The sequence below is a fragment of the Sphingomonas pseudosanguinis genome (genome assembly GCF_014196255.1).
In the GTDB taxonomy this organism is placed as follows: domain Bacteria; phylum Pseudomonadota; class Alphaproteobacteria; order Sphingomonadales; family Sphingomonadaceae; genus Sphingomonas; species Sphingomonas pseudosanguinis.
The window spans coordinates 83,764-110,726 of sequence record NZ_JACIDH010000006.1; the positions used below are offsets into that span (position 1 = coordinate 83,764).

27 protein-coding genes are annotated in these 26,963 nt (G+C 66.6%); 14 read left to right on the forward strand and 13 right to left on the reverse strand.

Translation table 11 applies throughout. The annotated features are described in order from the left end of the window. Positions 1 to 50 precede the first annotated feature (50 nt). Complete coding sequence (locus GGR48_RS08940; RefSeq protein WP_183951573.1) at positions 51 to 452, forward strand: hypothetical protein; 402 nt, start codon at positions 51 to 53, stop codon at positions 450 to 452. Between the two features lie 184 nt (positions 453 to 636). Here the strand turns inward: GGR48_RS08940 and GGR48_RS08945 are convergent, their stop codons facing one another. Beyond that, on the reverse strand, positions 637 to 1,848 hold the full coding sequence (locus GGR48_RS08945) for an LL-diaminopimelate aminotransferase (RefSeq protein WP_183951574.1): 1,212 nt from the start codon (positions 1,846 to 1,848) through the stop codon (positions 637 to 639). Positions 1,849 to 1,968: 120 nt separating this feature from the next. Here GGR48_RS08945 and GGR48_RS08950 point away from each other — a divergent pair, with 120 nt between their 5' ends. From GGR48_RS08950 to GGR48_RS08990, 9 genes are all read left to right on the forward strand, one after another. Further along, positions 1,969 to 3,684, forward strand: coding sequence for a PHA/PHB synthase family protein (locus GGR48_RS08950; RefSeq protein ID WP_183951575.1), 1,716 nt, complete (start codon positions 1,969 to 1,971; stop codon positions 3,682 to 3,684). 83 nt (positions 3,685 to 3,767) lie between these two features. Next, positions 3,768 to 4,601, forward strand: a complete 834-nt coding sequence (locus GGR48_RS18380; RefSeq protein WP_183951576.1) for a TIGR01841 family phasin — start codon at positions 3,768 to 3,770, stop codon at positions 4,599 to 4,601. A gap of 312 nt (positions 4,602 to 4,913) precedes the next feature. After that, positions 4,914 to 5,261 carry a hypothetical protein gene (locus tag GGR48_RS08960; RefSeq protein WP_183951645.1) on the forward strand — a complete coding sequence of 116 codons (348 nt, stop codon included), beginning with the start codon at positions 4,914 to 4,916 and terminating at the stop codon, positions 5,259 to 5,261. A 14-nt stretch (positions 5,262 to 5,275) separates the two neighbouring features. After that, positions 5,276 to 6,217 carry a bifunctional diaminohydroxyphosphoribosylaminopyrimidine deaminase/5-amino-6-(5-phosphoribosylamino)uracil reductase RibD gene (gene ribD / locus GGR48_RS08965; RefSeq protein WP_183951646.1) on the forward strand — a complete coding sequence of 314 codons (942 nt, stop codon included), beginning with the start codon at positions 5,276 to 5,278 and terminating at the stop codon, positions 6,215 to 6,217. Between the two features lies 1 nt (position 6,218). Next, positions 6,219 to 6,821 (forward strand): riboflavin synthase, encoded by a 603-nt coding sequence (locus GGR48_RS08970; protein WP_183951577.1) that lies wholly within the window; start codon positions 6,219 to 6,221, stop codon positions 6,819 to 6,821. Continuing rightward, positions 6,811 to 7,962 carry a 3,4-dihydroxy-2-butanone-4-phosphate synthase gene (gene ribB / locus GGR48_RS08975; RefSeq protein WP_183951578.1) on the forward strand — a complete coding sequence of 384 codons (1,152 nt, stop codon included), beginning with the start codon at positions 6,811 to 6,813 and terminating at the stop codon, positions 7,960 to 7,962. Before GGR48_RS08970 ends, ribB begins: the two co-directional genes overlap by 11 nt. Then, entirely contained in the window at positions 7,962 to 8,381 is a 420-nt protein-coding gene (gene ribH / locus GGR48_RS08980) for a 6,7-dimethyl-8-ribityllumazine synthase (RefSeq protein ID WP_183951579.1), read from the forward strand. The genes ribB and ribH overlap by 1 nt, the downstream gene beginning before the upstream one ends. Further along, positions 8,378 to 8,926, forward strand: coding sequence for a GNAT family N-acetyltransferase (locus tag GGR48_RS08985; RefSeq protein WP_183951580.1), 549 nt, complete (start codon positions 8,378 to 8,380; stop codon positions 8,924 to 8,926). Before ribH ends, GGR48_RS08985 begins: the two co-directional genes overlap by 4 nt. Continuing rightward, positions 8,923 to 9,372 carry a hypothetical protein gene (locus GGR48_RS08990; RefSeq protein WP_183951581.1) on the forward strand — a complete coding sequence of 150 codons (450 nt, stop codon included), beginning with the start codon at positions 8,923 to 8,925 and terminating at the stop codon, positions 9,370 to 9,372. Before GGR48_RS08985 ends, GGR48_RS08990 begins: the two co-directional genes overlap by 4 nt. A gap of 110 nt (positions 9,373 to 9,482) precedes the next feature. On the opposite strand, the gene GGR48_RS08995 is transcribed toward GGR48_RS08990, so the two are convergent. The 6 genes from GGR48_RS08995 to GGR48_RS09020 form a co-directional block, all read right to left on the reverse strand. Further along, on the reverse strand, positions 9,483 to 10,409 hold the full coding sequence (locus GGR48_RS08995) for a ParB/RepB/Spo0J family partition protein (RefSeq protein ID WP_183951582.1): 927 nt from the start codon (positions 10,407 to 10,409) through the stop codon (positions 9,483 to 9,485). After that, a complete protein-coding gene (locus tag GGR48_RS09000; protein WP_183951583.1) occupies positions 10,406 to 11,197 on the reverse strand; it encodes a ParA family protein in 792 nt (263 codons plus the stop codon). Before GGR48_RS09000 ends, GGR48_RS08995 begins: the two co-directional genes overlap by 4 nt. Next, positions 11,194 to 11,808 (reverse strand): 16S rRNA (guanine(527)-N(7))-methyltransferase RsmG, encoded by a 615-nt coding sequence (gene rsmG / locus GGR48_RS09005; RefSeq protein WP_183951584.1) that lies wholly within the window; start codon positions 11,806 to 11,808, stop codon positions 11,194 to 11,196. Before rsmG ends, GGR48_RS09000 begins: the two co-directional genes overlap by 4 nt. Next, positions 11,805 to 13,640 carry a tRNA uridine-5-carboxymethylaminomethyl(34) synthesis enzyme MnmG gene (gene mnmG, locus GGR48_RS09010; protein WP_183951585.1) on the reverse strand — a complete coding sequence of 612 codons (1,836 nt, stop codon included), beginning with the start codon at positions 13,638 to 13,640 and terminating at the stop codon, positions 11,805 to 11,807. Before mnmG ends, rsmG begins: the two co-directional genes overlap by 4 nt. Positions 13,641 to 13,721: 81 nt before the next feature. Continuing rightward, positions 13,722 to 15,008, reverse strand: a complete 1,287-nt coding sequence (gene mnmE, locus GGR48_RS09015) for a tRNA uridine-5-carboxymethylaminomethyl(34) synthesis GTPase MnmE (RefSeq protein ID WP_183951586.1) — start codon at positions 15,006 to 15,008, stop codon at positions 13,722 to 13,724. Positions 15,009 to 15,010: 2 nt separating this feature from the next. After that, positions 15,011 to 15,235 (reverse strand): DUF6489 family protein, encoded by a 225-nt coding sequence (locus tag GGR48_RS09020; RefSeq protein WP_183951587.1) that lies wholly within the window; start codon positions 15,233 to 15,235, stop codon positions 15,011 to 15,013. A 70-nt stretch (positions 15,236 to 15,305) separates the two neighbouring features. Between GGR48_RS09020 and GGR48_RS09025 the strand changes: the two genes are divergently transcribed. Beyond that, complete coding sequence (locus tag GGR48_RS09025; RefSeq protein ID WP_183951588.1) at positions 15,306 to 16,007, forward strand: dienelactone hydrolase family protein; 702 nt, start codon at positions 15,306 to 15,308, stop codon at positions 16,005 to 16,007. Between the two features lie 105 nt (positions 16,008 to 16,112). On the opposite strand, the gene GGR48_RS09030 is transcribed toward GGR48_RS09025, so the two are convergent. Next, on the reverse strand, positions 16,113 to 17,684 hold the full coding sequence (locus tag GGR48_RS09030) for a lysine--tRNA ligase (protein ID WP_183951589.1): 1,572 nt from the start codon (positions 17,682 to 17,684) through the stop codon (positions 16,113 to 16,115). Between the two features lie 383 nt (positions 17,685 to 18,067). Here GGR48_RS09030 and GGR48_RS09035 point away from each other — a divergent pair, with 383 nt between their 5' ends. Continuing rightward, positions 18,068 to 20,803: a helicase C-terminal domain-containing protein gene (locus tag GGR48_RS09035; RefSeq protein ID WP_183951590.1), complete on the forward strand. Its 2,736-nt coding sequence runs from the start codon at positions 18,068 to 18,070 to the stop codon at positions 20,801 to 20,803. Then, the gene (locus GGR48_RS09040; protein WP_183951591.1) at positions 20,800 to 21,333 is read left to right on the forward strand and encodes a SixA phosphatase family protein; all 534 of its coding nucleotides are present in this window, start codon (positions 20,800 to 20,802) and stop codon (positions 21,331 to 21,333) included. The genes GGR48_RS09035 and GGR48_RS09040 overlap by 4 nt, the downstream gene beginning before the upstream one ends. A gap of 276 nt (positions 21,334 to 21,609) precedes the next feature. Here the strand turns inward: GGR48_RS09040 and GGR48_RS09045 are convergent, their stop codons facing one another. Then, complete coding sequence (locus GGR48_RS09045; RefSeq protein WP_183951592.1) at positions 21,610 to 22,137, reverse strand: YceD family protein; 528 nt, start codon at positions 22,135 to 22,137, stop codon at positions 21,610 to 21,612. Continuing rightward, entirely contained in the window at positions 22,134 to 22,670 is a 537-nt protein-coding gene (locus tag GGR48_RS09050; protein WP_183951593.1) for a ubiquinol-cytochrome C chaperone family protein, read from the reverse strand. Before GGR48_RS09050 ends, GGR48_RS09045 begins: the two co-directional genes overlap by 4 nt. Before the next feature lie 145 nt (positions 22,671 to 22,815). Between GGR48_RS09050 and GGR48_RS09055 the strand changes: the two genes are divergently transcribed. Further along, complete coding sequence (locus GGR48_RS09055; RefSeq protein WP_240456076.1) at positions 22,816 to 23,307, forward strand: outer membrane protein assembly factor BamE; 492 nt, start codon at positions 22,816 to 22,818, stop codon at positions 23,305 to 23,307. A gap of 465 nt (positions 23,308 to 23,772) precedes the next feature. Here the strand turns inward: GGR48_RS09055 and rho are convergent, their stop codons facing one another. From rho to hemE, 3 genes are all read right to left on the reverse strand, one after another. Continuing rightward, positions 23,773 to 25,029: a transcription termination factor Rho gene (rho, locus tag GGR48_RS09060; RefSeq protein WP_042486922.1), complete on the reverse strand. Its 1,257-nt coding sequence runs from the start codon at positions 25,027 to 25,029 to the stop codon at positions 23,773 to 23,775. 439 nt (positions 25,030 to 25,468) lie between these two features. Then, the gene (locus GGR48_RS09065) at positions 25,469 to 25,930 is read right to left on the reverse strand and encodes a CopD family protein (protein ID WP_183951595.1); all 462 of its coding nucleotides are present in this window, start codon (positions 25,928 to 25,930) and stop codon (positions 25,469 to 25,471) included. Next, complete coding sequence (hemE, locus tag GGR48_RS09070; protein WP_183951647.1) at positions 25,930 to 26,949, reverse strand: uroporphyrinogen decarboxylase; 1,020 nt, start codon at positions 26,947 to 26,949, stop codon at positions 25,930 to 25,932. The genes GGR48_RS09065 and hemE overlap by 1 nt, the downstream gene beginning before the upstream one ends. Between the last annotated feature and the right edge of the window lie 14 nt (positions 26,950 to 26,963).

Below are 26,963 nucleotides of genomic sequence, written 5' to 3' on the forward strand. Positions count from 1 at the left end.
CCCTGAGCGGATGGACCGGAACCTCCCTGGCGAATCTGGGACTGGCCACGATGCTGGCCGCCATTTTCACCGGAATTCCGGGAATCGGCTGTCATTTGGGCGACACGAACGACCCTGTCGTGGTGATCGCAAAGGCCCCGCCGCAGATTTTCCAGATGAACGGCGCGCCACAGCCTGCGATCGTGCCCCGTCGCGAAGGCGCCCGGCAGACATGCGGTGATCGCACCGCGCTCGATCGGTTTCCCAGGATCACCTCGCCGTTCCCGGCGAATGATTCGGTACAGCCGGCCAGCGCCTGTCTGTTGGTCAACGCCACGGGTCGGGTCGACCGGGTCGCCCACGCCACGCTGTCCGCACGGCGCAGGATCGAGCCGATGATGTCGGAAATGCGTTTCCAGCCGGCGCTGCGCGATGGCCGCCCGGTGCCCGCCTGGGTCGAATTGCGACTGTAATCCTGGTTCCTCCCCTGCAAGGAGAGGTGGCGCACATAGCGCGTTGGAGGGGTGTCCCGCTATCGAGAGGGCGATATCCCTCCGTCAGGGCTTCGCCCTGCCACCTCCCCTTGCAGGGGAGGAATTTGTGATGGGCCGGTTGGCGTAAGGGGCGACGGCGAGCGCCACCGCCCCCGGAGTCGGGTTACACCGCCTTGGCGGAATCCGGCGTGTTGACGCCCATCAATTGCAGATAGCGCTTGATGTTGCGCGCCGCCTGGCGGAGCCGCTGTTCGTTCTCGACCATGGCGATGCGGACGAAGCCCTCGCCATTCTCGCCGTACCCGACGCCGGGCGCGACCGCGACCTTGGCCTCGGTCAGCAGCTGCTTGGAAAACTCCAGGCTGCCCAGATGCGCCAGCGCCGGCGGCAGCGGCGCCCAGGCGAACATCGACGCCTTGGGAGACGGGATGTCCCAGCCCGCGCGACCGAAGCTCTCGACCAGGACGTCGCGGCGCTTGTGATAGAGCTGGCGGTTCCGCTCGACGATGTCCTGCGGCCCGTTGAGCGCGGCGCAGGCCGCCGCCTGGATCGGGGTGAAGGCGCCGTAATCCAGATAGGACTTCACCCGCGTCATCGCGGCAATCAGCTTCTTGTTGCCGACCGCGAAGCCGATCCGCCAGCCCGCCATCGAATAGGTCTTGGACAGCGAGGTGAACTCGACCGCGACATCCTTGCCGCCCTTGACCTGCAGGATCGAGGGCGTCGGATTGCCGTCATAATAAAGCTCGGAATAAGCGAGGTCGCTCAAGACCCACAGCTCATGCTTCTTGGCGAAGGCCACGAGTCGCTCGTAGAAGGCCAGGTCCACCGTCTCGGCGGTCGGATTGGACGGATAGTTCACGACCAGCACCGAGGGGCGCGGCACGGTGAAGTGCATCGCCCGCTCCAGGCTCTCGAAATAGGCCTCGTCCGGCGTCGTCGGCACCGCGCGGATGGTGGCGCCCGCGATGATGAAGCCGAAGGTGTGGATCGGATAGGACGGGTTGGGCGCCAGGATCACGTCGCCCGGCGCGGTGATCGCGGTGGCGAGGCTGGCGAGCCCCTCCTTCGATCCCATGGTCACGACGACCTCGGTCTCGGGATCGAGATCGACGCCGAAGCGGCGGCCGTAATAATTCGCCTGGGCGCGGCGCAGGCCAGGAATCCCCTTGGACTGGGAATAGCCGTGCGCATCGGGCTTCTTGGCCACCTCGACCAGCTTGTCGAGCACATGGTCGGGGGGCGGCAGGTCCGGATTGCCCATGCCCAGATCGATGATGTCCTCGCCGCCCGCGCGCGCCGCGGCCCGCATCGCGTTGACTTCGGCGATGACATAGGGCGGCAGGCGCTTGATGCGGTAGAACTCTTCGGACATGGGTCCCTCTGTGTAACGATTTGGGACCTGATGCTTAGCGTCTTTCGTTGAACAACGCGACCCGACATGACGGCGCAATATCATGACGCTAGGACGGGGTTATACGAACGAGAGGATGCGATGACCGCCGGCCAGACGACCGCCCCCGCCCTTCCGACGCTGGAAGAGTTGCAGCACTGGACCTGGGTCATGGGCCGCGCGCAGCAGATGATGATGGAGGCCGCGCTCACCCCGCCGCCGGAGGGCGTGCCGGTGGTGCCGGGCTTCAACGACCCCGCGACGATGGGCCGCGTCCGCGACTTCTGGTCCGATTCGATGGCGCTGTGGCAGCGATTCGTCGACCCCGCCGCCGAACCGAGCCAGGCCCCGAAGCCCGACCGCCGGTTCAAGGCGGAGCAATGGCAGTCGCCGCTGTTCGACTGGATTCGCCAAAGCTATCAGATGGTGTCGGACCATATGCTGCGCGGCGTCGATGCGCTGGAGGGCGTGGAGCCCAAGCAGAAGGAGCAGATCCGCTTCGCCGCGCAAGGTTTCATCGACGCGATGAGCCCGACCAATTTCCCCGCGACCAACCCCGAAGTGCTCGACAAGATCGTCGAGACGCGCGGCGAAAATCTGCTCAAAGGCCTGCAGAACATGCTGGCCGATATGGGGCGTGGACAGCTGACCCATAGCGATTCGACCGCGTTCGAGGTCGGGCGCAACCTCGCCGCCACGCCCGGCAAGGTGGTCAAGCGCACCGACCTGTACGAACTGATCCATTACACTCCGACCACCGACCAGGTGGCGGCGGTGCCGATCGTGATCTTTCCGCCGTGGATCAACCGTTTCTACATCCTCGACCTCGCGCCCGAGAAGAGCCTGATCAAATGGCTGGTTGACCAGGGGTTCAGCGTCTTCATGGTGTCGTGGAAATCCGCCGACGCCACGATGAAGGACGTGATCTGGGACGATTACGTTACCGCGCAGGTCGATGCGATCGACACGGTACGCGATCTGCTCGCCATCGAGTCGGTGCACACCGTCGGCTATTGCGTGGCGGGCACGACGCTGGCCGCGACGCTCGCCTGGCTCACCGCGAAGGGTGAGGCGGCGAAGGTCGCCAGCGCCACCTTCTTCACCGCGCAGGTCGATTTCTCGAAGGCGGGCGAGCTGCTCCACTTCGTCGACGACGAACAGCTGAAACTGATCGGCACGCTCTCGCCCGAGGGGTATCTCGACGGGCGCTATCTGGCGATGACGTTCAACCTGCTGCGCGGGCGCGACCTGATCTGGAATTACGTCACCAACAACTATCTGTTGGGCCGCGATTATGTGCCGTTCGACCTGCTCCACTGGAATGGCGACGTCACCAACCTGCCCGCCAAATGGCATCTGAGCTATCTAACCGATCTCTACCGCGACAATCGGCTGGTGAAGCCCGGCGCGATGGCGGTGGCGGGCGTGCCGCTCGACCTGACCAAGGTCGCCACCCCCGCCTATGTCCAGGCGGGGCGCGAGGATCATATCGCCCCGGCCGAAAGCGTGTGGAAGATCACCGAGGCGTTCACCGGCCCCTTGCGCTTCGTGCTGGCGGGATCGGGCCATATCGCGGGTGTGGTGAACCCACCGGCGGCGGGGAAATATCAGTACTGGACCAATGACGCCCCCGCCGCGACGCTTCAGGAGTTCGTTCAGGGCGCGCGCGAAACCAAGGGCAGCTGGTGGCCGGACTGGGCGGCGTGGCTGCGCGATCGGGACGATCGGACCGTCGCCGCCACGGACGCGCGGATTCCCGGGGAAGGCGCCCTCCCCGCCCTCGAAGACGCGCCCGGACGCTACGTCAAGCAGCGCTAAAATCGATTGCTGCGCCGCACAAAACTGTTGATAACTTCGGTTCGACGCATTATTGTGCAGCGCAGCAAATCGGGAGAGAGCTGGTGGACAAGAACAAGCAGGTCACCCCTGCCGCGAAGCCTGCGGCCAAGACGCGTCGCGTCGCCAAGCCCGTGGCCGCCAAGCCGCTCCCCGGCCTTCCTTCCGATCCCACGCCCCCGGTTGCAGCCCCTGCGGCAAAGCCGGTCGTCGCCAAGGCGCCCGAAGCCGTGCCGGCACCGCGCCAGCCGTCCGTGGAACCGGCGAGCCTGATCCCGCCGGTGGTGGTGCCCGAGCCCGATACGGTCGAGGCCGCACCCGCTCCGGTTACGAAGGCGCCTTCGCCCGCACCGGCGGCGCCGACGCCCGAGCCGGACGCGGCACCCGCAATTTCTTCCCCGACCGCCGCGGTTCCGGCGGAATCCAGCCCCAAGGAAATCATCATGGACGCCACGAGCACCGTCGAGAACGCCGCCCAGGACACCGCCGCCAAGACCCAGGCGATGTTCGGTGAGGCACAGGCCCGCACCCAGGACGCGATGAACAAGAGCGCCAAGCTGTTCGAAGACATGATCGCCTTCAACAAGGACAATGTCGAGGCGATGGTCGAATCGTCGAAGATCGCCGCCAAGGGCGCGCAGACGCTGGGCCAAGGCGCGGCGGACTATGCCAAGCGTTCGTTCGAGACCGCGACCCAGACGATGCAGACGCTGTCGTCGGTCAAGTCGCCGACCGAGTTCATGAAGCTGCAGTCGGACTTCGCCCGCTCGGCCTTCGACTCGATGGTCGCCGAAACCTCGCGCTCGACCGAAACCATGATGAAGCTGGCCGGCGAAATCGCCCAGCCGCTGAGCAACCGCTTCGCGGTCGCCGCCGAGAAGATGAAGACCGTCGCGTAATTCGCGAACGGTTTCCGTTGGCGAAACAGGAAGGGGCGGTCGCGATGCGACCGCCCTTTTTCGTGCTGGGGGCATTCTTCAAAAACGTATCGTCTGGGGCCATGCCCTCCCCCATCCCCTCCCGCCTGCGGGAGGGGCGTGCCAAGGGCCACTGATGCGCGTCTCAGCAAGTAACGATCTTTTTGCTTATGCCGAACGCCTGCCAAGCAGCGCCCCCCCTCCCGCAGGCGGGAGGGGATGGGGGAGGGAAAGGTGTCTCACAAAGACCCAACCCCACTGGCGCCAACCACCGCCAACGCCTATCTTCCCCCCATGTCGTTCTTCGGCCGCTTCTCCCCCGTCCGCGCCATTCGCGACCTGCGCCTGTTCCTGTCGCAGCGTCATCCCGTCGAACTGGTGTTCCTGATGGTCGCGGTCGGGATCACGGGCTTCTTCATCTACGCCTTTGCCCGCGACGATTATGTGCCGGTGCCGTACAAGCCCAACATCATCTATGTCGAACAATGGCCCGCCGATCGCACCGATGCGCAAATCCGCGCACAGCAGAAGATCGACTTCGTGAAGAAGAAGGAACGGCTGGCGGAGGAAAAGGCCGCCAAGGAGCAACGCCAGGCCGAGTTCAAGAAGGTCGATGACGCGCTGAACAAGTGGGGCATCTGATCGATCGGCGCTGGATGGGCGCGGCGCTGGCGCTGGCGGATCGCGGCACCGGCCGGACCGCGCCCAACCCCAATGTCGGATGCGTGCTGGTTCGCGATGGCCGGGTGGTCGGGCGCGGCTGGACGCAACCGGGTGGACGCCCGCATGCCGAAGCAATGGCGCTGGCCGAGGCGGGCGATAACGCACGCGGTGCCACTGCCTATGTCACGCTGGAGCCGTGTGCGCATCTCTCGCCTCGTGGCCCCGCCTGTACCGATTTGCTGATCGACGCCGGAATCGCGCGGATCGTCGCGGCGATGGGCGACCCCGATCCGCGTACCAATGGCCAGGGCTTCGACCGTGCCCGCGCCGCCGGGATCGCCGTGACGGTCGGCGTGTGCGAGGCCGAGGCGCGGGCGATGATTGCGGGCTTCCTTACCCGCCGTGCGAAAGGCCGCCCCTTCGTCACGCTCAAGCTCGCCACCTCGCTCGACGGCCGGATCGCGCGGCCCGATGGGACGAGCCGCTGGATCACCGGCCCCCAGGCGCGCGCGCATACCCATCTCGAACGCAGCCGGCATGAGGCGATCCTGGTCGGGCGCGGCACCTTGGTGGCCGATGCGCCCCGGCTCGATGTCCGCCTGCCGGGACTGGAAGCGCATAGCCCGCGCCGCATATTGCTCTCCCGCACGCCGGACAAGGATTGGGACACGATCCCATCCCCCGCCGCCATCAGCGATCTGGCAGGCGTCGACCGGTTGATGGTCGAGGGCGGCGCGCAGACCGCCTCCGCCTTCCTCGCCGGCGACCTGGTCGACCGGCTGCTCCTCTACCGTGCGCCCATCCTGATCGGCGAGGGTCGCGCGGCGCTGGGCGAGATCGGGCTGGCCTCGCTCACCGACGCGCATGGGCGTTGGCGCCTGCGCGATTCGCGGATGCTTGGCAGCGACCGGTTGGAGGTCTACGAACGCGCCTGATATGTTTACCGGGATCGTCACCGACATCGGCTCCGTCACCAGCGTGGAAACACGCGGCGACACGCGGGTCGTCATCGCCACCGCCTATGATACGGCCAGCATCGACCTGGGCGCATCGATCGCCTGTTCGGGCGTCTGCCTGACCGTCGTCGAGAAAGGCCCCGACTGGTTCGCGGTCGACGTCTCGGCCGAGACGATCAGCCGTACCGCCGACCAGTGGACGACCGGCCAGCGGCTGAACCTCGAACGCGCGATGAAGCTGGGCGACGAGCTGGGCGGGCATATCGTCACCGGCCATGTCGACGGCGTCGGCCATGTCGTGTCGGTGACGGAAGAAGGCGGATCGCACCGCGTCTTCGTATCCGTTCCGTCCGACCTCGCCCCCTTCATGGCGACCAAGGGATCGGTGACGGTCGACGGCGTCTCGCTGACCGTCAACAGCGTCGAGGACGGCGCGGATGGCACCGTTTTTGGCCTGAACATCATCCCGCACACCGCCGCCGTCACGACATTGGGCGGCATCACCGAAGGCCAGCGCGTCAATATCGAGATCGACGTGCTCGCCCGTTATCTGCAGCGCATGGAGCATTATCGTGGCCGCTAATCCCGACGCTTTGGCCGGTCTGCGGCGAGGGTTTCTCTCCAGCCCCGAAGAGATCATCGATGAGGCACGTAACGGCCGCATGTTCATCCTGGTCGATGACGAGGATCGCGAGAATGAGGGCGATCTGGTCATCCCCGCGCAGATGGCGACGCCGGAAAAGGTCAACTTCATGGCGCGGCACGGGCGCGGGCTGATCTGCTTGGCCATGACGCGCGAGCGGGTCGACACGCTCGGCCTGCCGCTGATGAGCCCGAAGAACGGGACGCGGCACGAAACCGCCTTCACCATCTCGATCGAGGCCCGCGAGGGCGTGACGACCGGCATCTCGGCGGCCGACCGCGCGCGGACCATCGCGGTGGCGATCGATGCGTCGCAGGGCCCCGATGCGCTGGTGACGCCGGGCCATGTCTTCCCGCTGGTCGCGCGCGACGGTGGCGTGCTGGTGCGCGCGGGCCATACCGAGGCGGCGGTGGATGTCGCGCGGCTGGCGGGCCTCAACCCCTCGGGCGTGATCTGCGAGATCATGAACGAGGACGGGACGATGGCGCGGATGGACGACCTCGTGTCGTTCGCGCAGCTCCACAACCTCAAGATCGGCACGATCCGCGACCTGATCGCCTATCGCCGCCGCTACGACCATCTGGTCGAGTTGCAGTCCGAAGCGACGTTCGAGAGCGAATGGGGCGGCACCTGGACCGCGCGCGCCTATCGCAACAAGGCGACGGGCACCGAGCAGGTCGCGCTGGTCAAGGGCAAGCTCGACACCGACCAGCCGGTGCTGGTGCGGATGCACGCGCTGTCGCCCTTCGCCGATGTGTTCGGCGAGGCGGGGTCGCGCGGCGCGCTGCTCGCCAAGTCGATGCGGATGATCGCCGAGGAAGGCTCGGGCGTGATCGTCGTCATCAACCGTCCGCGTACCGACGCCTTCACCACCGCCGTCCGCCTGAAGGCGGGCGAGGAGGTGCAGATCGATATGGAGGAACTGCGCGATTACGGCGTCGGCGCGATGATCCTGGCCGAACTGGGCGTGCAGGACATGGTGCTGCTGACCAACACGCATCACACGCTGATCGGGCTCGACGGCTATGGCCTGTCGATCGTCGGCGAACGTCGTATCGAGAATTTTGAGGGAGACGCCTGATGGCGCATGTGTTGATCGTCGAGGCGCGCTTCTACGAGCATCTCAACGACCTGCTCCTGGCGGGCGCACGCGCCGCGATCGAGGAAGCGGGTCACAGCCATGAGACGATCACCGTCCCCGGCGCGCTGGAAATCCCCGGCGCGGTGGCGATGGCGGCGGACTCGGGCCGTTACGACGCCTTCGTCGCGATCGGCGTGGTGATTCGCGGCGAGACCTATCATTTCGAGATCGTCTCGAACGAGAGCGCGCGCGGCCTGATGGCGCTGACCATGGACGGGCTGCCCATCGGCAACGGCATCATCACCACCGAGAACGAGGCGCAGGCACTGACCCGCGCGCGTCCGACCGAGAAGAACAAGGGCGGCGAGGCGGCCAAGGCGGCGCTCGCCATGCTGGCGCTGAAGGGCCGGTTCGGGTGACATCCCCCGTCCTCCAGACCGAGCGGTTGACCTTGCGGCTTCCCTCGGCGGAGGATTTCGAGGCCTGGGCGGCCTTCCATGCCGAGGAGGACACGATGCGCTTCCTCGGCGGCGTTCAGGCGCGCGGGGCGGCGTGGCGATCGCTCTGCACCATGGTCGGCGCATGGAGCGTGCGCGGCTTTGCTATGTTCTCGGTGATCGAGCGCGACACCGGCCGCTGGGTCGGCCGGATCGGCCCTTGGCAACCCGAGGGCTGGCCGGGGCGCGAGGTCGGCTGGGGCGTCGCGCGCGAATTCGCCGGGCGCGGCTATGCCCATGAGGCGGCGGTCGCGGCGATGGACTATGCGGTCGATGTGCTGGGCTGGGATCATGTGATCCACACCATTGATCCGGACAATGTCGGCTCGATCCGCCTCGCGCAGCGTTTGGGTGCGGTGAATCAGGGGCCGGTCAGTCTCCCCGCCCCGTTGGAGAATTTTCGGGTCGATGCCTGGGGGCAAAGCGCCGACCAATGGCGTGCCCACCGGCAAGGACGGTGCGCGTGACAGACATGCCCCCCACCCGCTTTCGCGTCGTCGAGCGCGGCCGGCGGCTGGAGGTGATCGATACACAGGCGAAGAAGCCGTACGCCCCGGCACCCCAAAAGCCCCTCGATCTCGCTAGCCTGCCGACGGGCGCTGTTGATCGTGCCAAGGCTAATGACCGAGCATGGCTGCCGACCAAAATCCGCTTTGACGGCGGGTCGGTCTGGACGACGCAGCGGTTTTACGACGCCAAAGGCCCCCGCACCCTGACATTGAACGCCGGCACGGTCGGGCAGCTGCGCATGGCGGCCGGTATCCTGATCGCCGCCTTCATCGGCTGGCTGATCCTCGCGAGTTTCGTGCCCGCCTTGCTGGGCCTGCCCCTGCTGCTCGCTTCGGAGAAAACCCGCGAGACGCTTCGCAACGCCGTGACGGATTGGATCGATCGGCTGCAATCGACCTCGTAAGGGCGGGGAGAGGTTGCCCCCTCCCCAATTCGTTAAAATGCGAAGGCAAATTGCCGGATGTCCCGGCGAAGACGCCGATAGCCCCTATCGTTGGGGAAATCGTGTCCCCTTCAAATACCCTCGCCGGTCAGTCGTTGGCAGACCATGTCGAGTTGATCGAGCGTCGAATAGCTGAGCGTCAGCGTACCGCCCTTCTCGCCATGCGCGATCCGCACCGACAGGCCGAGCAGATCGGCAAGCTGGTTCTCCAACGCGGCGATGTCCGCATCGGGTACATCCTGACCCTGGCCCTTGGGCGCACCACTCTTGTCCGACGCCTCGGTGGCATTGCGCCCGCCGCCCTTGGCCTCACGCGTCAGCTTCTCGGTCTCGCGAACGCTGAGGCCCCGCGCGATCACCTGATCGGCAAGCGCTTCGACCTCATCGGCGCCCAGCAGCGCGCGGGCATGACCCATCGACAGCGCGCCGTTGACCACCTGTGCCTGCACCGTGTCGGGCAGTTCGAGCAGACGCAGCAGATTGGCGACATGGCTGCGCGACTTGTGGACGATCTTGGCGAGCGCCTCCTGCGTATGGCCAAATTCGCCGGCGAGCCGCTGATAGGCCTGCGCCTCTTCGATCGCGTTGAGATCCTGGCGCTGGATATTCTCGATCAGCGCGACTTCGAGCGTCTGCGCATCATCGAAGTCGCGGACGACGACCGGCACCTCGTGCAGCCGCGCGCGCTGTGCCGCGCGCCAGCGGCGTTCGCCGGCGACGATCTGATAATCCTTGCCATGCGGGCGCACGACGATTGGCTGGATCAGCCCGCGCGCCGCGATCGAGGCGGCGAGTTCGTCGAGCGCGGCTTCCTCGAAATGCCGACGCGGCTGATCGGGATGCGGCGACAAGGCCCCAACGGGGAGCATGCGCACGCCGCCGATCGCGGGCTGGTCGCCCGGCCGGATCGGCGCCTCGCGCGCCATGTCGCCAAGCAGCGCGCCCAACCCGCGTCCCAGGCCGGGGCGCGGACGCTTCGCGGTCGTCTCAGCGCTCATGCCGCCGCCGCGCCCGGCTGGGTGGTCAGCGGCAGACGCGCGATCAGTTCGCGGGCCAGCGCGATATAGGCCTGGCTGCCGACGCAACGATGGTCATAGATCAGCGCCGGCAGGCCGTGGCTGGGCGCCTCCGACAGCCGGACGTTGCGCGGAATCACCGTATCGAACACCACACCTCCCAAAACGGCGCGCACATCCGCCGACACCTGATCGGTCAGCCGGTTGCGCCGGTCATACATCGTCAAAGCCACGCCCAGGATCGCCAGCCCCGGATTGAAGCGCGCACGAATCCGCTCGACCGTGGTCAGCAGCTGCGACAGTCCCTCCAGCGCGAAGAACTCGCATTGCAGCGGTACGAACAGCGAATCAGACGCCACCATCGCATTGATCGTCAGCAGCCCAAGCGAGGGCGGGCAGTCGATCAGAACGATGTCCCACCGCCCCTGCGAGCGCCGCATCGCATGATCCAGCCGGTGGGTACGATCCTCAAAATCGACCAGCTCCAGTTCGGCCCCCGACAGATCGACCGTGGCGGGCACGATGTCGAGACGCGGCACCTGGGTATGGACGACCGCGTCATCGATCCGCGCTTCGCCGAGCAGCACATGATAGCTGGAGAAGACCCGCTGGCTGTTGGCAATACCGAGGCCGGTCGAGGCGTTGCCCTGTGGATCGAGGTCGATCAACAGAACCTGAAGCCCGGTCGCCGCCAGGGCGGTGGCAAGGTTGATGGCGCTGGTGGTTTTGCCCACCCCGCCCTTCTGGTTCGCGATCGCAACGCAGATCATCGGGCCCCTACTCGGTCGAGGATCACGATCGACGACTCGGTCGATGTGATGCTATGTTCCACGTGAAACACGAAGCGCCATTGCCGGCTTAGGGTCTTGATCTCGCGCTCGTCGAGGCGGCCGCGCGGCAGCAGCCACCGCGTATTCTGTTTGCCGCAATGCGCCGCCGCGCGCAAAAGATTTTCGACTGTCGCCACGGCACGAGCAGAAATAATGTCTGCCTTCAGCTCGACCGCCTCGATCTTGGAGGCATGGACGCTGACCCGGTCGGCGATCCCCAATGTCTCGGCACAGTGCTGGAGAAACTCGGCCCGACGCTTGCGCGGCTCGACCAGCGCAACCCGGCCGGGCCAAGCTAGTGCCACCACCATGCCGGGGAAGCCACCGCCAGTGCCGATGTCGATCCACTGACCATCCGCCCGATCGGCGAGCGGGATCAGCTGCAACGAGTCGAGCGCATGCCGCGCCCAGATATTGGCGATGGTCGACGGTGCAATCAGATTCTGCTGGTCATTCTCCACCACCACCAGATTCAGGAACCAGTCGATCTTGCTCGCGGCGTCCTCGCCAAAGCGCTGGACGGCCCAGTCGCGCGCTTGTTCTTCGGTCATGCCGCCATCTTTCGTGCGTGGAGAAGGACCGCCGACAGGGCGGCGGGGGTGATGCCCCGAATACGGGAGGCGGCGGCCAATGTCGCCGGCCGCGCGAGGCTGAGCCGGTCGATCATCTCCTGCGACAGTCCGGGGATCGCGGCATAATCGAGCGAGACGGGTAACAGGATCTGCTCATCGGCACGGAGCCGTGCGACCTCTTCCGCCTGTCGCTCGACATAGGGGGCATAGCGCGCATCCTCCAATGTCTCGGCGACGACGGCAGGGTCCAGCCCCTCTGCCGCCTCGGGGGCGACATGCGCCAGCGTGACGCCATCGAAGCGCAGCCACTCATAGGCGGTCCGCCGTGCGCCATCCTGGGCGATCGCCGCCCCGCTGCGCGCGAGATCGGACGCGGTCCGCACCGTGGCAAGCCGATCGCGCAGGGTCGCGCGTTGCTCCAGCCGCCGCGCGCGATGGGCCAGCCGCTCGGGCGACAGACATCCCGCCGCCTCGGCGATGCCGCCCAGCCGGCTCTCGGCATTGTCGGCGCGCAACGACAGGCGATACTCGGCGCGTGCGGTCAGCATGCGATAGGGCTCGGTCACGCCCTGCAGCACCAGATCGTCGATCATCACGCCCAGATAGCTCGAGGCGCGGTCGAGGATCACCGGCGCCAAATCGCGGGCATGCGCCGCCGCGTTCAACCCGGCGATCAGCCCCTGCCCCGCCGCTTCCTCATAGCCGGTGGTGCCGTTAATCTGACCGGCGCAGAACACGCCTGGCAGCGCTCCCAGGGCCAGTCGGGCATCGAGCGCGCGCGGATCGATATGGTCATATTCGACCGCATAGCCGGGCAGCGTGATCACCGCCCGCTCCAGCCCCGGCATGGAGGCGATCATCGCTTCCTGCACATCGGTCGGCAGCGAGGTCGACAGGCCGTTGGGATAGACGAGTGGATCGTCCAGCCCCTCTGGCTCGAGGAAAATCTGATGGCTGTCGCGGTCGGAGAAGCGTTTGATCTTGTCCTCGATCGACGGGCAATAGCGCGGGCCATTGGCCTCGATCGCGCCGGTGAACAGCGGCGATCGGTGGAAGGCCGCCGCGATGATCGCATGGGTTTCTTGCGTCGTCCGGGTGATCGCACAGGCGATCTGCGGCAGCGGCCGGCTCGCCGTCATCGGCGACATGGTCCAGGGATCACTATCGGAGGGCTGCTCGTCCAGCCTGGCCCAATCGATCGTCCGTCCGTCGAGACGCGGCGGCGTGCCGGTCTTCATCCGTGCCATGGGCAGCCCCAGCGCGCGCAGCTGCTGCGCCATTAGCGTTGCGGCGCGCTCGTTGATGCGGCCGCCGAGATGCCGCTCCTCCCCCCGGAACAGTCGCCCGCCGAGGAAGGTGCCGGTCGCCAACACCACTGCGCGGCATGCCAGGACCGAACCATCGGCCAGCTGCACACCGGCGACCCGGTCCCCCTCGAGCACCAGAGCTTCCGCCTCACCCTCGACGATGGTCAGGTTCGCTTGCGCGGCCAGCATCGCCTGGATCGCCCCGGCATAGCGCCGTCGGTCGGCCTGGACGCGCGGACCTTGGACGGCCGTGCCCTTGCTGCGATTGAGCATCCGGTAATGGATCGCGCCTTGGTCCGCCGCACGACCGATCAGCCCGTCAAAGGCGTCGACCTCGCGCACGATATGGCCCTTCCCCAATCCGCCGATCGCCGGATTGCAGGACATGGCGCCCAGGCCATGACGATCGAAGGACAAAAGGGCCGTATGCGCACCCCGGCGTGCAGCCGCTGCGGCGGCTTCGGTTCCCGCGTGACCGCCACCGATCACTACGACATCAAACATGCCCCCGCCCTACCGGAACGGCGGGTCAGCGTCAAAGCGATCCCCACCGACATTCTATGCTTAACGTTCCACGTGGAACAATCATTTGCCGAGGCAGAACCGTCCGAACAGCGCATCGAGCATCGTCTCGGTCGCACTGATGCCAAGCAAGGCGGCCAGCGCCTGACGCGCCAGACGAAGCTCCTCCGCCATCAGCAGCGCGTCGGCCCGCGGTGCGCTCAGCAACGCCAGGGTGGCCTTTCGGCACTGATCCTGCTGATGCCGCTTGAAGCCCAACGCATCCTCACGCGGCAGCAAGGCCGCCGCCCGCGCCGCCAGCACCTCCCATAACGCAGCGATCGACCCGCCATCGTCACGACGCACCGCTAACGCGCGACCATCGGGTAAGGCCCCCCGTCCCGGCAGATCGGCACGCGAATGGAGCCATAGCGCATCCTCACGCGGGGGCGGCGTATCGGCCAGCCAGAGCAGGATGTCCGCTTGCGCCATCGCCTCCTGCGCACGGGTGACGCCGATCGCCTCGATCACGTCATCGGTGTCTTCTGCCAGCCCCGCCGTGTCGGTCAGGACATAGGCAATACCACCACGCAGCACCGTCGCCTCAATCCGGTCGCGCGTGGTCCCCGCGATCGGCGAAACGATGGCCGCGTCACGCTCAGTCAGCAGGTTGAGCAAGGTCGACTTACCGCTATTGGGCGGCCCCGCCAGCACGACGCGGATACCGTCATGCAGACGGTCGACCGGCGGCCGATCGACCGCCTCCAGCATTGTCCGTCCAAGAGCATCCATCTCGTTGCGGATGCGCTCCAGTGCCGCCGCATCGAGCGGAACGTCATCCTCTTCCGCGAAGTCGAGCATCGCCTCGATCGCCGCCGATAGCGTGGCAGTGCGATCCATCCAGCCGCGTAACGCCTGGCTGACCCGCCCCTCGACCGCGCCGATCGCGGCACGCCGCTGGCGCTCGGTCTGCGCTTCGAGCAGATCGGCCAGCCCTTCCGCCTCGGCCAGATCGATCCGGCCATGGGTCAGCGCGCGGCGGGTGAACTCCCCCGGCTCGGCGCGTCGAACGCCGGGATGCGTCGCCAGCGCCGCTTCCACCGCCGCGACAACGGCACGCCCGCCATGGCAATGCAGCTCGACCAGATCCTCGCCCGTCGCGGTCGCCGGTCCGGGGAAACACAGGACCAGTCCGGAATCGAGCGTCGCTCCGCCCTCATCCCGCAACCGCCGCAGGCTAGCGCGCCGGGGTTCGGGCAGCCCGCCTGCAATGCGTTCCACGATCGCGAAGGCACCCGGCCCGCTCACCCGGATCACCGCGATCGCCGCCGGCGGCTGTCCGCTGGAGACGGCGAAGATCGTATCGGCCATGCTCAGCCCTTCTGCCCCTCAAACATGCGACGCCACATCGCCATGCTCGCCTCCCCCATCGGCGCCCAGTTACGCATCATCGCCTCGACCATTTCGGGCTTCACTCCCGACTCCATCGTGTCGAGCATCATCTGGACATAGCGTTCATGGATCGGCGTCAGGTCGGGCAGCCCCATGGCGCGGCGCGCCTCTTCGGGCGTGCAGTCGATTTCCACATTCACTTTCATACGCCATCCTCCATCACGCGACCAAGCGAGGCATAAGGCGTTATGGTCGCGTCGACCACAGGAGACCCGTATGACCGCCACCAAGACCATCGCCGCCACGTCCGGCGAGGGCCAGTTCAACGCCTATTATGCCGAACCCGAGGGCAAGCCGAGCGCCGCGATCATCGTCATCCAGGAGATTTTCGGGGTGAATGCGGGCATCCGCCGCAAATGCGACACGCTGGCCGAGGCGGGCTATCTCGCGGTCGCCCCCGATCTTTTCCACAAGATCGCGCCGGGCATCGAGCTGGACCCCGACGTCCCCAACGAGATGCAACAGGCGCTCGACCTGATGGGGCAGTTCGACCAGGACGGCGGCATCCGCGACATCGAGGCGACGATCAAGGCGATCCGCGATGAGCATGGCGCAGAGTTCAAGGTCGGCGTCGTCGGCTATTGCCTGGGCGGACGGCTGGCCTTCATGACCGCGGCGCGCACCGATGTGGATGCCAGCGTCGGCTATTATGGCGTCGGCATCGACGGCCTGCTGGATGAAAAGAACGCCATCGCCAAGCCGGTCCTGCTCCACATCCCGGAGGAGGATCACTTCGTCGACAAGGATGCGCAACAGCGGATGCACGAGGGGCTGGACGACCACCCTAAGGTGACGCTGTACGATTATCCCGGTGAGGATCACGGCTTCGCGACCGAATTCGGTCAGCGCCGGTCGGATGAGTCCGCGCAATTGGCGGACGAACGCACCATGGCGTTCTTTGCGGAGCATCTCCGCTAAGTTGCTACCACCCTCACCCTTCCGGCGCTTCGCGCCTCCCTCTCCCATCGGGAGAGGGAAGGGGCCCACCCGCAACGCGGGTGGGAAGGGTGAGGGCCGGTATCGTTATGCCTTGGCCAATGCCTCGGCGATCAGCTTGCGGCTGTTCTCCACACCATAGAGCGCAATGAAGCTGCCCATGCGCGGCCCTTGCGCCGATCCCAGCAGCGTCTCGTACAGCGCCTTGAACCAGTCGCGCAGCGACGGGAAGGCGTCGGTCTTGCCGATCTCATAGACGATATTCTGGATGTCCTCGGCGCTCGCCCCCTCGGGCAAGGCGGCGAGCTGCGTATCCAGCTGGCGCAACGCCTCGGCCTCATGCGGCTCAGGTGCACGGCGCTGGAGCGTCGGCGTGACGAAGTCGCGGGCATAGGCCAGCGCATGGTCGATCAGCCGGTCCAGCTCCGGGTACTTCGCGGCCGATGCCTCGGGCACATAATTGGCGAGATAGCCCCAGACCTGCTCCTTGGTCGCCTCGCCCATCACACCAACCAGGTTGAGCAACAGCCCGAACGTCACCGGCAGTTCGCCTTCGGGAAGCTTGCCGTCATGGATGTGATGCACCGGATTGCCCAGCTGCTCCTTGAGCGACTGGTTGGGGTAGTTCACCCGGAACTGCCAATATTCGTCCACCGCGCGCGGGATGACGCCCATGTGCAGCTGCTTGGCCTTTTTCGGCTCGCGATAGGCGAAGAAGGCCAGGCTCTCCTCCGGCCCATAGGTCAGCCACTGGTCGAGGCTGAGGCCGTTGCCCTTGGACTTGGAGATTTTCTCGCCATGCTCGTCGAGGAACATCTCGTAATTAAAGCCCTCGGGCGGACGGCCGCCGAGGACGCGCGCGATCTTGGACGACTGGGTGACCGAGTCGATCAGGTCCTTGCCCGCCATCTCATAATCCACGCCCAGCGCGACCCAGCGCATCGCCCAGTCGACCTTCCATTGCAGCTTGGACAGGCCGCCCAGCGCCGACTGGACGATCCGCTCGCCCTCATCCTCGAACGCGATCAGGCCGGCCTCGGCATCGACCACCTCGACCGGCACCTGCAGGACGATGCCCGACTTGGGGCTGATCGGCAGAACGGGCGAATAGGTGGCGCGACGCTCGGCGCGGAGCGTCGGGAGCATCACGTCCTGGATGCCCTGATAATGCTTCAGCACCAGCCGGAGCGCGTCGTCAAACCGGCCGGACGTGTAATATTCGGTCGACGAGGCGAATTCATAGTCGAAGCCGAACCGGTCGAGAAACTGGCGCAGCAGTGCGTTGTTGTGCGCGGCGAAGCTGTCAAACTTCTCGAACGGATCGGGCACCTGGGTCAGCGGCTTGCCGAGATGCTCGCGCAGCATCTCCTGGTTCGGTACGTTGTCCGGCACCTTGCGCAGCCCGTCCATATCGTCCGAAAAGGCGATCAGCCGCGTCTTCTGATCCGACAGCGCATGAAAGGCATTGCGGACCATGGTGGTGCGAAGCACTTCGTTGAACGTGCCGATATGCGGCAGACCCGAGGGACCATAGCCGGTTTCGAACAGGATCGGCTCGCCGCCCGGCTTGCCATCGGGATAGCGTTTGAGGAGCTTGCGAGCCTCCTCATAGGGCCAAGCCTTGGACTCGAGAGCGGTGGAGCGGAGTTCGTCTGTCATAGCCCCGCCATGTGGCAAGACGGGGCGGGATGCACAATGGATTTTGCGGTTTGATGGAGTTGTGCACGATATTATCCACAGGGGTCATGTGTTCCACGTGGAACAGATAGGGCGGTATTGCTTGGCATTCCCTCCCCCCATCCCCTCCCGCCTGCGAGAGGGGCGTGCGTTTTCGAAAGGTCTTGCGCGCCTCTCACAATAAGCCCCTCCCGCAGGCGAGTTTTGGGTCGGTCATGCCCCCGGCATGACCTAAACGATGCGGGGCATCGTTTACCCGAAACTGGGTTTGGGGAGGGCATCGCCCAAAGCCATTCGGCCAGTAACAACACTCAAATCCCCCGCGCCCCGTTGCCAACCTGTTCCCACTCCCCCAAATCAACAAAGTGACCACGCTCCCCCACCCCGCCCTTCATGCCAGCCATAGCGGTGTGTGGATTTCGACTCAGGGCCAAACGCGCGCTGTGTCACGCGGCGAGGCGATCGGGCTGGCATCCGAGACCCCGGTCATTCTGCTCAACGCACCGCTGATCGGGCAGCGGCTGGGCTATGCCGAACTATCGGGCCTCGACATCCTCGAACTCTTCGCCTTCCTCCGCCCCGCCCGCTTCGCCGTCCCGACCCCGCATGGCCTTGCCCGCGCCTGCGGACTGGAGCCACCGCAAAGCGATGCCGAGGTTGCGGCCTTTCTGCTCCGCGCCACCGAGACGCTGCTCGCCATGCCGGGCGGCGTATGGCCCGAGCGCGAAGGCGCATGGACCGCCGCGCAGAGCCTCGCCCGGCTCCGCTGGCCTTGGGCGCCGTTGATCGGCCCGCGCCTGACCCGGCCCGAGCGTAACGAGCGATGGCTGTTCAGCGCGCTGCCCGAATGGGAGGAGGATGCCCCCCGCCCCGCCCCGCGCACCATCGACCTGCCGCCCGCCGATGCCGAGGATCGCCTGCGCCACCTGACCGGTGAGGGTGCGGAGGAACGCCCGGGTCAGCGCGCCTATGCCGCCGCCGTCACCGCCGCCTTCGCGCCGCGCGCGGCGCGCGACACCCCCAATATGGTGCTGGCCGAAGCGGGCACCGGCATCGGCAAGACGCTGGGCTATCTCGCCCCCGCCAGCCTGTGGGCCGAGCGCGCGGGCGGCGCGGTGTGGATTTCGACCTATACCAAGGCGCTGCAACGCCAGCTGAGTGGCGAGACGGCGCGCATCTTCCCCGATCCCGTGTTGCGCAAGGAACGGGTCGTCACCCGCAAGGGCCGCGAGAATTATCTCTGCCTGCTCAATCTGGAGGATGCGCTGCAAGGCGGGTTCGCTGGACGCGCGGCGGTGCTGGCGCAGCTGGTCGCGCGCTGGGCGGCGTATAGCAGCGACGGCGATATGGTCGGGGGTGACCTGCCCGGCTGGCTGACCACCTTGTTCCGCCGCAACGGCTCGGCCGCGCTGACCGACCGGCGTGGCGAGTGCGTCTATGCGGGCTGCCCGCATTACCGCAAATGCTTCATCGAACGGGCGGCGCGCGCCTCGGTGCAGGCGGACATCGTCATCGCCAATCATGCATTGGTCATGGTCAACGCGGCGCGGGGGCGGGAAACCCAGACGCGGCCGACCCGCTATGTCTTCGACGAGGGGCATCACCTGTTCGACGCGGCGGACTCGATGTTCGCCACCGCGCTGACCGGTTCGGAGACGATCGAGCTGCGCCGCTGGATACTCGGCCCCGAAGCCGGGTCGCGCGGACGTCGTCGGGGGCTGGCCGCGCGGCTGTCCGATGTCGCCAGCTATGACGAGGGCGGCAACCGCGCGATCGGCGATGCGGTACAGGCGGCGCAGGCGCTGGCGAGCGAAGGCTGGCTGGGACGATTGGCGGAGGGCCAGCCCTTCGGTCCGATCGAGACTTTGCTGGCGGCAGTGCGCGGTCTCGCCTTCGCCCGCGCCGAGCAGCCGGGCGATGCCGGCTATGGCCTGGAAACCGAACTCGCCGACCCCTCCCCCGAACTGATCGACGCGGCCGGCCCCGCCGCGCATGCGCTCGACGCGCTGCTGCGGCCGCTGGTGACGCTGGGTCAGCGGTTGGAGGCGGTATTGCAGGAAGCGCCCGACTGGCTCGACGGCCAAGCACGCGCGCGGGTGGAAGGCGCGATCGCCTCGCTCGCTTGGCGTGCGGAGACGGTGGCGGCGTGGCTGTCGCTGCTCGCGCGGATCGGCGGACCGGTCGATCCCGATTTCGTCGACTGGCTGGCGGTCGATCGGGTCGAGGGGCGCGAATACGACATCGGCCTGCACCGCCACTGGCTCGACCCCACCCGCCCCTTTGCCGAGATCGTGCTGAAGCCGGCGCATGGTGCCGTCGTCACCTCGGCGACCTTGCGCGCCGGTGGCGACTGGGATGTGGCGGAGGCGCGGACGGGGGCACCGCATCTGGCGCGCGGCCCGGCGCATTTCGTCGCGCAAAGTCCGTTCGATTATCCGGCCCGCGCCGAAGTACTGATCGTCACCGATGTGAAGCGCGGCGACATTCCCCAACTGGCCAATGCCTATGCGCGGCTGATCGCCGCGGCCAAGGGCGGGACGTTGGGGCTGTTCACCGCGATCCGGCGGTTGCGCGGCGTGCATGGCCGGATCGCCGACCGGCTGGCGCGCGACGGGCTGGCGCTGCACGCGCAGCATGTCGATCCGATCGACACGGGCACGCTGGTGGACATCTTCCGCGACGATCCGTCCGCCTCGCTGCTCGGCACCGATGCATTGCGCGACGGTGTGGATGTGCCCGGCTCCTCGCTGCGGCTGGTGGTGATGGAGGGCGTGCCCTGGCCCAAGCCGACCGTACTGCACGCCGCGCGCAAGCTGGCGGGGGGCGGCAGCGTCTATGACGATCGGATCGTGCGCGCGCGGCTGGCACAAGCGTTCGGGCGCCTGATCCGGCGTGCCGATGATCGCGGCGCCTTCGTGCTGCTATCCGCCGCCATGCCGTCGCGGCTGCTCGACGCCTTTCCGCCGGGGGTCGCGATCAGCCGCGTGACGCTGGACGAAGCCGTCGCGCGGGTCGCGGGCCGGCTTTCCTCCGACGCCGCGATCGGGCATGGAGAGGCCGATACCCTGCCAGCCGCCGCCCCGGAGAGTCCGATCCGATGAAGACGCTGACGCTGCTTCGCCATGCCAAATCCAGCTGGGACGATCCCGTGGCGCGCGACTTCGATCGTCCGCTGAATGCCAAGGGGCGACGCGCGGCGGCGATGATCGGCCGGCAGCTCAAGTCACTCGATTTTAAGTTCGATCACATCCTTGCCTCCCCCGCCGTGCGGGTGATGGAGACGCTGGACGAGGTGTGGAACGGCTATGGCCGGCGGCTGGAGCCGGTGTGGGACAAGGCGATGTATCTCGCCTCGGGCGCCAGCCTGCTCGATCTGGTCCATGCGCTGCCCGAGGATGCCGATCATGTCCTGATGGTCGGCCATAATCCCGGGCTCGAAGATCTGACGCTCGACCTGACGCTGGACGGGGAATTGCGCGAGCGAGCCGAGGACAAATATCCCACCGCGACGGTCGCGCAGATGACCCTGCCGATCACCCGCTGGGCGGAAGCGCAATCCAACAGCGCGACGCTGATCGCCTTCATCCGCCCGCGCGATCTCGACCCCACGCTGGGTCCCGATACTCCCTGACTTATCCACAGCCATTCCGGCGATAGGATCATCGGTCCAACAAGGCTGAATGGCTCTTCCTGGCCGGAAACAGGGTGTGGATAACCCTGTCAGATAGGGGGCCCAATACCCCGCGTTTCCTGTGGATAAGCCTGTGTATGATCGGCAGCGCGATGCTGAAAACAATCATACGATCGGATGATAGAGCGAAACTCGAAAGGGCCTTTATTCTCTCACGATTTCAGTGTTTTGAATACCATCATCGCTGTGGATAACATGTTGGCAAAGGGTCGATAATCACCCCTTGCCTTCCAGTTTCGCCTTCAGCCCGGCCAACGCGCCAAGAGGGCGCGCCTCTTCCTCGCTGATGACACCCGCCTCCTTCAACACCGCCGCCGCATGAGGGCTGCGCGGGAAGGGATCGAGCGCCAGCGCCATCGTCTCCGCCGCCGCTTCGCCGAGGTCGATCGCACCGCCCTCGATCTCGATCGTGTCGAGCGTATCGCCGGACAGTTCGATCTCCTCATCCGTGCCGTACGCAGCGGGCTCGACGAAGCGCAGCGCGACCGGCTCGTCCACGGTCGCGGGCACGGGTTCGCCAGTTACAGAGCAGGGCTGCACCACCGCGCTGCGCACCGTGCCGGTCACCAGGATGCCGGGGGCATCGCGACGCACGACCAGATCGGCCTGAAGCCGGTCGATCGACAAGAGGCCGAAGCGCTTCGCCAACGCCGCGCGCTCGGCCGAGTCCGCTTCGATCGCGACCGGCTTTTCACGCTCGCCGATCGTGTCGATCTTTTCGGGGCGGCTCCATTCGGGGGTCACGGCAATTCTCCACTCATCAATCGGGCCAGCGGCATCGCCGCCAGCTGTTCGTGCAACAGGGTCAACGCGCGGCGAACGTAACCGACCGCATCGGCGTCGCCCGGCGCATCCCCCCGGTACAGGTTTCGCAGCAGCGCGGCATCCAGCATCGCCGGCTCCTCGGCCACCAGTGCCTCGCGATAGGCGGTCAGGCGACCACCCAGCATCGCCATCATCCGGCCGATATGCTTGCCGACGACGATGTCGCCAATCCCCAACTCGCGCAACTGCCCGTCCATATCGGTCACGAACCGCTCGGTCAGGCGCGCCGCGGCCTCGGTGCCCTCCGCGCTCGCCTCCAGCCGGATCAGAACCAGCGACAGGATCGCGGCGATCATGTCGAACCGACCATCGACCGTGTCGGGCACCGCCCCGTCCAGATACCAGTGCGGTTCGCGCGCGCGCAGCACGACCGCATTGTACAGCGGCAGCACCGCATCGCCGTCCCGCCCGAAATAGCGTGCGGTCATCCGCTTCAGCCACGCTCCGGCCATCCGCCCCTCCCTCTTCACGCGGGCATCCACCGCGCTGACGCTTGTGTGCGCCTTTCCCTTCGCATATCGAGGGGGCGACGGTCGAGCCGATCGATCGCCTGTTTGCCTACCCGCCTGTGCGGCCGAGTGCGGCCCGGAGATGATGATGAGCGTTTCTTCCACCCGGCTGGCCGTTCTCGGGCTGGGCCTGGCCATGGCCGCCGCCGCCTGCACGCCGCTGCGCTCGCATCAGGGTTATGTCGTCGACACCGACCTGGTCAATTCGATCCAGCCGGGCGTCGACAACCGCCAGTCGGTGCTCCAGACGCTGGGCACGCCGACCATCACCAGCCAGTTCAACGGCGGCGACTGGTATTATGTCGCGCGCGACAGCCGCAATCTGGGCTTCAACCTGCCGCACCCCGCGTCGCAGATCACGCTGCAAATCAGCTTCGATCCGGCGGGCAATGTCAGCGCGATCCGCCGGTCGGGCATCGATCAGGCCGCCGACATCTCGCCCTATGGCAAGACGACACCGACGCTGGGTCGCCAGCGCGGCTTCTTCCAGGACCTGTTCGGCAATATCGGCGCGGTCGGCGCACCGGGCGCCGGTGCGGGCGCCCCCGGCACGGGTGGCGGCGGACGTACCCGGCCGTAAGGGCGGGGTCGCTTTTCCTGTAATAGCGAACTCCGTTCCGCCGGAGTGCACCGCCTGTTGCCGGCGAGGGATTCCCTTGGCCTTCGACTACGCTCAGGCGGAACGGGGTTTGTGGTGTCACCCTCGTAAGGAGGTCAGGTTTCCCTCCTACCTCCGTTCCGCCTAAGCGAAGTCGAAGGCCACGCACCATCTTGGCCGAGCACGGAACATACGCTTCGACTTCGCTGAGCGTGAACGGAGATCGGGCCTAATCTCAGCAAATCCCCCGTTTGGCCGCGTCGCCTGGTAAGCAACGACGCGGCCGTGCCGTGCTTGGACCGGCACGATCCCGAAAGGGGGTGGGATCGGGCCTGCTAACGCCCCAAAACGAGAATGGGTTCGCGAACGGGCCTAATTCCGCTTGCGAACCCATCATGGCGTCCATGGCGTCACGTCGGCGGGGGCCATGGCCCCCTGCCCGCCCGCTTACTGGTTCATCGAGTCGAAGAAATCCTCGTTGGTCTTCGAGTTCTTCATCTTGTCGAGCAGGAACTCCATCGAGTCGATCGTGCCCATCTGCATGAGGATGCGGCGCAGCACCCACATCTTGGACAGCTTGTCCTTCTCGACCAGCAGCTCTTCCTTGCGGGTGCCCGACTTGCCGACGTCCATCGCCGGGAAGATGCGCTTGTCGGCCACCTTGCGGTCGAGGACGATTTCCGAGTTGCCGGTGCCCTTGAACTCTTCGAAGATGACTTCGTCCATGCGGCTGCCCGTGTCGATCAGCGCGGTGGCGATGATCGAGAGCGAACCGCCCTCCTCGATGTTGCGCGCCGCGCCGAAGAAGCGCTTGGGCCGCTGGAGCGCATTGGCATCCACACCGCCGGTCAGCACCTTGCCCGAGGACGGGACCACGGTGTTGTAGGCGCGGCCGAGGCGCGTGATCGAGTCGAGCAGGATGACGACATCCTTCTTGTGCTCGACCAGTCGCTTGGCCTTTTCGATCACCATCTCGGCGACCTGGACGTGGCGCTGCGCCGGTTCGTCGAAGGTCGAGGAGACGACCTCGCCACGCACCGAGCGCTGCATGTCGGTGACTTCTTCAGGCCGCTCGTCGATGAGGAGGACGATCAGGAAGACTTCGGGGTGGTTGTCGGTGATCGCCTTGGCGATGTTCTGCAGCATCACCGTCTTACCCACGCGCGGGGGCGCGACGATCAGCGTGCGCTGGCCCTTGCCCTGGGGGCTGACGATGTCGATCACCCGCGCCGACTTGTCCTTCTGGGTCGGATCGGCGGGGTCGAGGATCAGCTTCTGCTCGGGGTAGAGCGGGGTGAGGTTGTCGAAATTGACGCGGTGGCGGACGGCCTCCGGGTCGTCGAAATTGACGCTCGTCAGCTTGGTCAGCGCGAAATAACGCTCGCCGTCCTTGGGCGCGCGGATCTCGCCTTCCACCGTATCGCCGGTACGCAGGCCGTGCTTGCGGACCTGGTTGGGCGAGACATAGATGTCGTCGGGACCGGCGAGGTAGTTCGCTTCCGGGCTACGCAGGAAGCCGAAACCGTCGGGCAGCACCTCGATCGTGCCCAGCCCCATGATCTGGTCGCCCTTTTCCGCCTGCTCCTTCAGGATGGCGAACAGCAGGTCCTGCTTGCGCAGCGTCGACGCGCTCTCGACACCCAGTTCCTCGGCCAGCTGGACGAGATCGGCAGGGGTCTTTTTCTTGAGGTCTTTCAGATGCATGAGGATCGGTCCGGATGGTCGGAGGGCGTCGGTCGGCGAGGATCGCGGCGAAACGAGGCTGTCGATAAGGAAGTGTAGGCGACGCGAGGACCGCGCCCTACGCCGCCGGAGTTAGGATTGGGGGTGCCCCAAGTCAATGGGGAAAGCCCATCGCCCCATGAGACTCACGCCCCCCGTAAACGGGATGGCTCCTCTTATTGCTCCCCTCCCGCTTGCGGGAGGGGCGGGGGGAGGGAAAGCCGCAGGCGTTGGTCTCGGTGAGACTCCCGGGGGGGCCCCCCCCCCCCCCCCCCGCCGGGGGGGGGGGGGGGGGGGGGGGCGCCCCAACGCCGCAGGCGTTGGTCTCGGTGAGACTCCCTGCCCTCCCCCACCCCCTCCCGCTTGCGGGAGGGGAGCAAGAAGGAGTGCCCTTCCGCCTGCGAGGAAGCACTAAGGTCGTTCAGAACGGCTTGATGACGACCAACACCACAATCAACGCCGCCGCCAGCGCGGGCACTTCGTTGATCATGCGCAGCTGCTTGCCGCTGAGCTTGGTCACCCCGCGCGCCAGTTTCTTGGAATAGCCGACCATCCAGCCATGATAGCCGCTGAGCAGCAGCACGAAGAACAGCTTGGCATGGAGCCAGCCCAGTCCCGGCACGCCCGAGAACAGCCCCAGCGACGCCGCCAGCAACAGCCCCAACACCCACACCGCGATCATCGCCGGCGTCAGGATGATCGACCGCAGCTTGCCCTCGCGCTCGATCCAGCGCGCGGCGTCGGTGGCGTCGCCCGCGACCAACGCCTCCTGATGATAGACCAGATAGCGCGGCATCATGAACAGCCCGGCCATCCAGAAGATCACGAAGATGATATGCGCCGCCTTCACCCATTCATAGGCGGCCCCGAGAAGTCCGGTCATCATGCGCTCCGTACGCGGGCGATCAGCTGCTCGACATGCGCGATCGGCGTGTCGGGCAGGATGCCATGGCCCAGGTTGAAGATATGCGGCCGCTCGGCGAAGGCCGCCAGGATGCGATCGACCGCGCCGTCCAGCGCCTCGCCGCCGGCGATCAGTGCCAGCGGATCGAGATTGCCTTGTACCGGCAGACCCTTGGGCAAATAGGTGTCGGCCCAGACCGGATCGACCGTCTCGTCCAGCCCGACCGCGTCGACACCCGTTTCACGCGCATAAGCGGGCAGCTTGCCCCCGGCCCCCTTGGGGAAGCCGATCACCGGCACGCCCGGGCAACGCGCGCGGAAGCCATCGACGATCGCGGCATTGGGCGCGATCACCCAGCGCTCGAACTGTGCCGGCGACAGCGAACCCGCCCAGCTGTCGAACAGCTGCACCGCCTCGACGCCGTTGGCAACCTGTCCCGCCAGATAGTCGATGGTCATCTTAACGATCGCATCGATGATCGCCCCGAAGCCTTGCCCGTCGGCATAGGCGAAACGGCGCGTCTCGCCTTGGTCTTTGGACCCCTGCCCCGCCACCATATAGGTCGCGACCGTCCAGGGAGAGCCCGCAAAGCCCAGAAAGCTGGTCTGGGGCGGCAATTGCGCCTTCACCCCCGCCACGGTGGCATAGACGGGCTCGAGCCGCTCAGGGACGCGCTGAAGGGCATCCAGCGCATGATCGACCAGCGCCGGTGTCAGCCGTGGTCCCTCACCCGCGCCGAAGCTCAAATCCTGCCCCAATGCCCAGGGGACCATCAGGATGTCGGAGAACAGGATCGCGCCGTCAAAGCCGAACCGGCGGATCGGTTGCACCGTCACCTCGGCCGCAGCGACCGGATCGGTGGCGAGCGCCAGGAAGCCGCCCTTCTCCGCCCGCAGCGCGCGATACTCGGGCAGATAGCGTCCGGCCTGTCGCATGAGCCACATCGGTGGCGTCGCCTGCCGCTCACCCGACAGCACGGCGAGCAGGGGCTTTTGGATCGAGACGTCGGTCA